The following is a 6,629-nucleotide window of genomic DNA, read 5'->3' as shown; positions in this document are numbered from 1 at the left end:
TTAAAATATCATAGGATAACTCCCGGCTATCTGCAAGAAGCACCTTATTGTTCTCTGGCACTATTAAATCTATTCTTTCCTGGATGTAGTTTACACCTTTAGGTAAAAACTTGGATCCTTTTTTCTTAACCTGTTTTGTAGTATAAATATCAAAAGGAAGAAATAAGAACCCCGGTTGATAATAATGTGTTTTATGTTGGTCTACAATGGTAATTTTCCATTCCTTTTTGGGTAGTGTAGATTCCAAATGATTGGCCATCATTGTTCCGGAAGTTCCTGCGCCTAAAATTACTACGTTTTTCATAACTATTTACCTTATTTAGTTTTAATACAAGACTTGTTTACCTGTATTAAGTGGTGTAAAATTAATTATAGGAAGTACTGTATAATATGACAAAAGTCATAAACACGACTTGTGTAACATGGGTTACTTAATAGTGAAAGAAAGTAAGTTTTAAAGAATTGGCACCTATCCAGGAATTCTTAATATATAGGGATGATTATTTCGCAGTCCAACCGCCATCTACGGTAAGCATAGAACCTACCATATAGCTGCCTGCATCACTGGCTAAAAATATTGCTGCGCCCTGAATTTCCTTTAATTCCCCGCAACGGCCCACGGCTGTTGCCCCTACAATGAAATTTTTCGCTTCATCAGTATTCGCAATGGGGATATTCATTTCCGTTAAAAATGGCCCCGGACATATGGCATTTACTGTAATATTAAAAGGAGCCAGCTCTAACCCCAAGGCCCTGGTCATCTGAACAACAGCTCCTTTGCTGGTTGCATAAGGAGTACGATTAGCTAAACCTACTAATCCCAGGGTGCTTGCCATATTTATAATCCTACCGTAGTTATTTTTTTTCATCATAGGAGTAACTGCGCGGGAAGTATTCCAGGTGCCCTCTACATTAACCTTCATCACCTGATCAAAATCCTCGGGACTTAACTCATCTATGGCCCCTCTGATATTAATCCCTGCACTGTTAATCAGAATATCTATTTTGCCAAAATCGTTTTCAATCTCCTTAACAACGGCCTCTACCTGTTTTAAATTAGTAACATTCGCAGAATAGGCTTTGGCATTTATACCAAAATCTTTAGTAAGTTTTGCTGCTGAAATTGTGCCTTCATCTAAATTTCTGTTTACCAAAGCAATGGAACAATCTGCAGATGCCAACCCGGCAGCCATAGCTAATCCGAGTCCTTTAGAACCTCCGGTGATCATTGCTGTTCGGCCCTTCATATTAAATTGGTTAATTCCAGGTAAAGGTGTTTCTTTCATATTTTTGGTATTTGGATGTTACTAACTAAAACCCAGGCGCTGCCTGGCATATTTTAGAGACGCTTTGTTATTTGCAATTTCCAGAGCCAATATCTCATCTGCAGGGTTCTTGGATACCACAGTCAAGGGCAGCGAACTTTCTTCTTTTTTAATCTTATAAAGAAATCCGGCCAGCTCACTGGCAGGAATTTCATCAAAAGTTGCCCAAAAACCTTCAGTTAAATACGGTATTTTCAATGGGTCTCTGGTTATCATTTCCAGATTAAAACGAATATCCGGATTATGTTTCTTGATAATAGTAATCATTTTGTCTATGTCCAAAAATCCTTCCCCCAAATTAATTTCTGCCAGTAGAAATCCATCTTCATATTCCTCTATTGCCATATCCTTTAAATGAACCGTAAAGGCATAAGGTGCAAGAGCTTCTACAACATCCATAGGATCCTCCAGCAGAGAGATATTGTTGCCGGTATCCAGGGTCACCCCTACCCACTCGCTATCAATAAGCTTTAGTATCTCAATCATTTCTGCAATCCGCCAATCCTTATGATTCTCAACCGCAAGCTTAACGCCTAATTTGCGAACTACGGGTTCCGCCAACCTTAGAGAACTTATTGATTTTGTCCTGAATTCACGAAAAGCACTCATTGTATTGAATGTCTCATATCTTCGGCCAGATAGGCATACCGTTCTAATGACATCTGCTCCGGCTTCTTTAGCCGCCGACACTTCGGCTGTGAACCGTTGAAGGTCCGAATTGTCTTTAGGCAATCTAATCTGGCCTTCAAAAAAGAGCTCCAATTCCTCAACTCTTTTTTTTACTTTTTGGGCATAGGCTATGTCCCAACCGCTAACACTGAACTGTACGCCGCCAAATCCGGCAGAACTGCAGTGCTCAATCATTTGCAAAGAATCTGTAAAAGGGGGATAGATTTTACTGTTCAATTTTGCATACCTGCGTTGCACATAAGAGGCCTCTGCAATTCCAAAGCGCATCTCGGAAACTATGGTGGAAAAGGTAGGAATTATGGGCATGGACATAGTTAACAATCCTGCTTATCCGCTTTTTTTTATAAAACTCCTTCGCTTCATTAGTCTAATTATCTATTGTCGATTATATTAATGTGATCTATTTAAAATGACATCATGTGCTTTACTCAAATTACACATAAAACCAGTACTACAAGTTATTAGCAGCATACTCTACATTTCATAAAAACGGTACAGAACCATTCAACTAAAAGTAACAAAAGATTTTCAGTCCTTATAAATATTTACATAAAAAGACTGTAGATTAGAAATAAATGTAAAATCCATTTTGTTAACTGCATTAAAGATGATACCTTGATTTCCATATAAATGATTCGGGCTAGTTTAAAATTAAAGGTATTGCCTTAAGAAATATCAACTAATGGAAAAAGATAAACAAAAAAGATTGAGGAGTGAAGATTGGTTTAACCCAGGAGATCCAAAATCTGCTTTTATTCACAGGTCATGGCTTCGTAATCAGGGGTATCCCAATGATTATTTCAATGGAAGACCTGTAATTGGTATTTGTAATACCTGGTCTGAACTAACTCCTTGTAATGGCCACTTAAGAGATTTTGCCGAGTTTGTTAAAAAGGGGGTTCTTGAAGCCGGAGGAGTTCCTTTTGAATTCCCCGTCACCAGTATGGGAGAAATTCTAATGCGGCCCACGGCAATGCTTTTCAGGAACCTGGCAAGTATGGATACCGAGGAAAGTATCCGTGCAAACCCCCTTGATGGGGTTGTACTTCTTACAGGATGTGACAAGACCACTCCATCTACGGTAATGGGCGCCTGCAGTGTTGATCTCCCCACTATAGTGGTTCCCGGAGGACCAATGCTCAATGGAAAATACAAAGGAGAACGAATAGGGTCAGGTACCTTTGTATGGACTTTAAAAGACAAGATTAAGAACGAAGGTTTTACACCTGAGGATCAAATAGAAGCAGAGATCTGTTCTGCACGAAGTGCAGGACATTGCATGACCATGGGTACAGCCTCCACCATGGCTTGTATGGTTGAATCTCTTGGATTAACCTTACCGGGTGCTGCTGCTATCCCTGCTGTTGATTCACGCAAAAAGGTGATGGCTCAGCTATCGGGGAGACGAATAGTTGAAATGGTTAAAGAAGACCTTAAATTATCTAAGATCCTTACACGCGAAGCTTTTGAAAATGCAATAAAATTAAATGCAGCTATTGGAGGTTCCACAAATTTTATAATTCATCTGCAAGCGATTGCAGGAAGAATTGGTGTCCCGCTTAACTTAAAAGAATTTGACACTCTTGGTAGTAAAATACCGTTATTGGTGAATCTTATGCCGTCCGGAAAATTCCTGATGGAAGACTTTTTTGATGCAGGTGGGTTACCTGTAGTTATCAAGCAAATGAAAGAACATCTTCATAACAATGCTTTAACAGTTAATGGCAAACCAATTGGGGATAATAATAAAAAAGCGGAATGTTATAATACCGAAGTAATTGCGCAAATAGATAACCCCTTTATTGAAGAAGCAGGGATTGCTGTACTATACGGCAACCTATGCGAAGATGGCGCTGTGTATTCGAAAACATTGAAGATTGCCATGCCAATATAGATAGGCCCGATTTGGAAATAGATGAAAACAGTGTAATTGTGCTGAAAGGGGCCGGACCGGTTGGCTATCCCGGTATGCCAGAAGTGGGCAACGTAGACCTACCCGAAAAGCTTTTAAAAAAAGGCATAAAGGACATGGTTCGCATCTCAGATGGCAGAATGAGTGGCACAGCATTTGGCACTGTTATCTTACATGTTTCTCCTGAATCATCAATAGGCGGGGTTTTAGGTCTTGTGCAAACAGGTGACTATATTGTCCTTGATGTTCCAAACCGAAAACTGCATTTGGAAGTAGAAGAATCGGAGCTCGTAAAACGCAGGGCTGCCTGGACACCTCCTGAACCGGTCTCCAACAGAGGATATACCAACTTATATATAAAAACCGTGCAACAGGCTCATCTGGGTGCTGATCTTGATTTTTTAGTAGGAAAATCAAGTTCCATAGTAAAGCGGGATGCACACTAAACCAATCACTTTATGATATCCATTTTATTACTCCTATTAAGTGTTGTAATCATCGTATTGCTCACAGCAAAATTAAATGTTCACCCATTTTTAGCGCTGCTTGGTGCTGCCCTATTTTTTGGTTTGCTTTCAGGAATGGAACTGGATATGGTAGTAAAATCTATAAATGATGGATTTGGGATTACCCTGGGGAAAATTGGCGTGGTCATTGTCCTGGGGGTTATCATAGGTGCATTTCTTGAGCACTCGGGTGGTGCCTTTAAGTTGGCGGAAATAATCCTAAAAATTATAGGAAAAAAGCGTGTGCATGAAGCTATGGGTTTGGTTGGTTTTGTGGTATCTATCCCTGTATTTGCAGATAGTGGGTTTATTATCCTTAACCCTTTGAATAAAAGCCTTTCCAAAAGGGCCGGATTATCTATAGTTGGAACAGCCACCGCCTTAATTCTGGGGCTCATGATAACCCATGTTCTGGTACCTCCTACTCCCGGGCCTATAGCAGCTGCGGGAATTATTGGAGCTGATGTAGGACTCGTTATGTTGATTGGGCTTATCATTGGTATTTTATCCCTTGTCGTGGCAGTTTTTTATTGTAAGAAAATGGGCCGCAAGCATTATATAGACCCAAATCCTGATATTTCTGAGGATGAGATTCAGGAAAAAATTAAAAAGGCCCCAGGTGCATTTAAATCGTTCTTGCCCATATTAATCCCCATTCTGTTAATTGTAGGAAAATCTCTTGCTGAATTTAATTTGAGTGAAGGCCAGGCAGAGACCGCTTGGGTTAAGTTTATATCTTTTGTTGGATCTCCGGTAATTGCATTAATAATTGGAATGCTTTTCGCTTTCTTGCTTCCCAGGAAGTGGGATAAAACCATATTATCTACCACAGGATGGGTGGGCCAGGCCCTTACAGATGCATCAAATATAATCCTTATCACGGGTGCCGGTGGAATCTTTGGTACCATTTTACAAAATAGTGGTATAGCCACTACCCTTGCTGATACACTCTCTACAGCTAATCTGGGAATTTGGTTACCTTTTATGTTGTGTGCCGCCATTAAAACCGCTCAAGGATCTTCTACAGTTGCCTTAATTACTACGGCGTCAATTATAGCTCCATTATTTTTTACCCTCGGTGCGTCCACCGAGATAGACAAGGCTTTGGTTGTATCAGCCATTGGTGCAGGTGCAATGGTAGTTTCTCATGCAAACGACAGCGGATTTTGGATCCTTACTCAATTTTCAGGTATTGATGTAAAAACCGGTTATAAAGTATATACTTTAGGGACTTTTATTGTAGGGTCATTTGCTGCATTATTGGTTTATATAGCATCCTTTATTGTATAAGAAAAATGATTCTCGAATGTTAGTTGGTACTTTTAAAAACATAAAAATCGTATTTTAGAGTGCTATGTGTGGAGAAATTAAATTATTCTATAGACTATTAAGACTATTGCCTTTTGCGGTACTGATAGTGATTCTGTATAGTTGCAAAAAAGAACCTTCTCCCCCTTTATCACCTTCTGAAGCCCTTAAATCCTTTGAGCTGGCAGATTCCGAACTGGAAATTCAACTGGTGGCAGCTGAGCCTCTGGTTCAAGATCCTGTAGCAATTTCTTTTGATGAAGGCGGCAGACTATGGGTGGTTGAAATGATTGGTTTTATGCAGGATATTGATGGTGCCGGAGAAAATGATCCCATAGGAAGAGTTAGTGTATTATTTGATAATGACGGGGACGGACAAATGGATACAAGTACCGTATTTCTGGATAGCCTTGTACTTCCACGAGCAATTGCCGTCGTAAATGGAGGAGCGCTTGTTGCGGAAAATATTCCACTTTGGTTTGCTGAGGATACAGATGGGGATTTTAAAGCAGATAAAAAAATATTGATAGATCCTACTTATGGCGGTCATGGAATGCCCGAGCATTCGGCCAATGGCTTATGGAGAGGCATGGACAATTGGTATTACAATGCAAAATCTAAAAGCCGCTACAGGAAAATTGATTCGGAATGGATCAAAGAAGAAACGGAGTTCCGAGGGCAATGGGGAATTTGCCACGATAATTCAGGACGCCTGTATTATAATTACAACTGGTCACAATTACATGCAGATCTTGTCCCTCCTAATATGCTCCAACGGAATAAAAATCATAAAAGTAGTACCGGAATAGATCATGGCCTGACCCGTGAACGCATTATATATCCGATAAGAAGTAATACGGCTGTAAACCGAGGTTATGTTCCGGGAAC

The 6,629-nt window shown here is 40.0% G+C and carries 4 protein-coding genes and 2 pseudogenes; 3 read left to right on the top strand and 3 right to left on the bottom strand.

Going from position 1 to position 6,629, the window contains the following annotated elements; all coding sequences use genetic code 11:
• From Q0X89_RS02325 to Q0X89_RS02315, 3 genes are all read right to left on the bottom strand, one after another.
• On the bottom strand, positions 1 to 304 hold a 304-nt coding region (locus Q0X89_RS02325; RefSeq protein WP_297690998.1), incomplete at its 3' end, for an FAD/NAD(P)-binding protein.
• Between the two features lie 196 nt (positions 305 to 500).
• Positions 501 to 1,286, bottom strand: coding sequence for an SDR family oxidoreductase (locus tag Q0X89_RS02320; protein WP_297690997.1), 786 nt, complete (start codon positions 1,284 to 1,286; stop codon positions 501 to 503).
• A 21-nt stretch (positions 1,287 to 1,307) separates the two neighbouring features.
• Positions 1,308 to 2,321: a sugar phosphate isomerase/epimerase gene (locus Q0X89_RS02315; RefSeq protein WP_297690996.1), complete on the bottom strand. Its 1,014-nt coding sequence runs from the start codon at positions 2,319 to 2,321 to the stop codon at positions 1,308 to 1,310.
• Positions 2,322 to 2,697: 376 nt separating this feature from the next.
• Between Q0X89_RS02315 and Q0X89_RS02310 the strand changes: the two are divergent.
• The 3 genes and pseudogenes from Q0X89_RS02310 to Q0X89_RS02300 form a co-directional block, all read left to right on the top strand.
• Positions 2,698 to 4,373, top strand: a pseudogene (locus tag Q0X89_RS02310) (IlvD/Edd family dehydratase).
• Between the two features lie 12 nt (positions 4,374 to 4,385).
• Complete coding sequence (locus Q0X89_RS02305; RefSeq protein WP_297690995.1) at positions 4,386 to 5,723, top strand: gluconate:H+ symporter; 1,338 nt, start codon at positions 4,386 to 4,388, stop codon at positions 5,721 to 5,723.
• 64 nt (positions 5,724 to 5,787) lie between these two features.
• Positions 5,788 to 6,629: pseudogene (locus tag Q0X89_RS02300) on the top strand (dehydrogenase); the annotation flags it as partial.

Origin of the sequence: uncultured Eudoraea sp., assembly GCF_947258525.1 — a bacterium.
Classification (GTDB): domain Bacteria; phylum Bacteroidota; class Bacteroidia; order Flavobacteriales; family Flavobacteriaceae; genus Eudoraea.
This window is presented reverse-complemented; position numbering and strand designations above follow the sequence as displayed.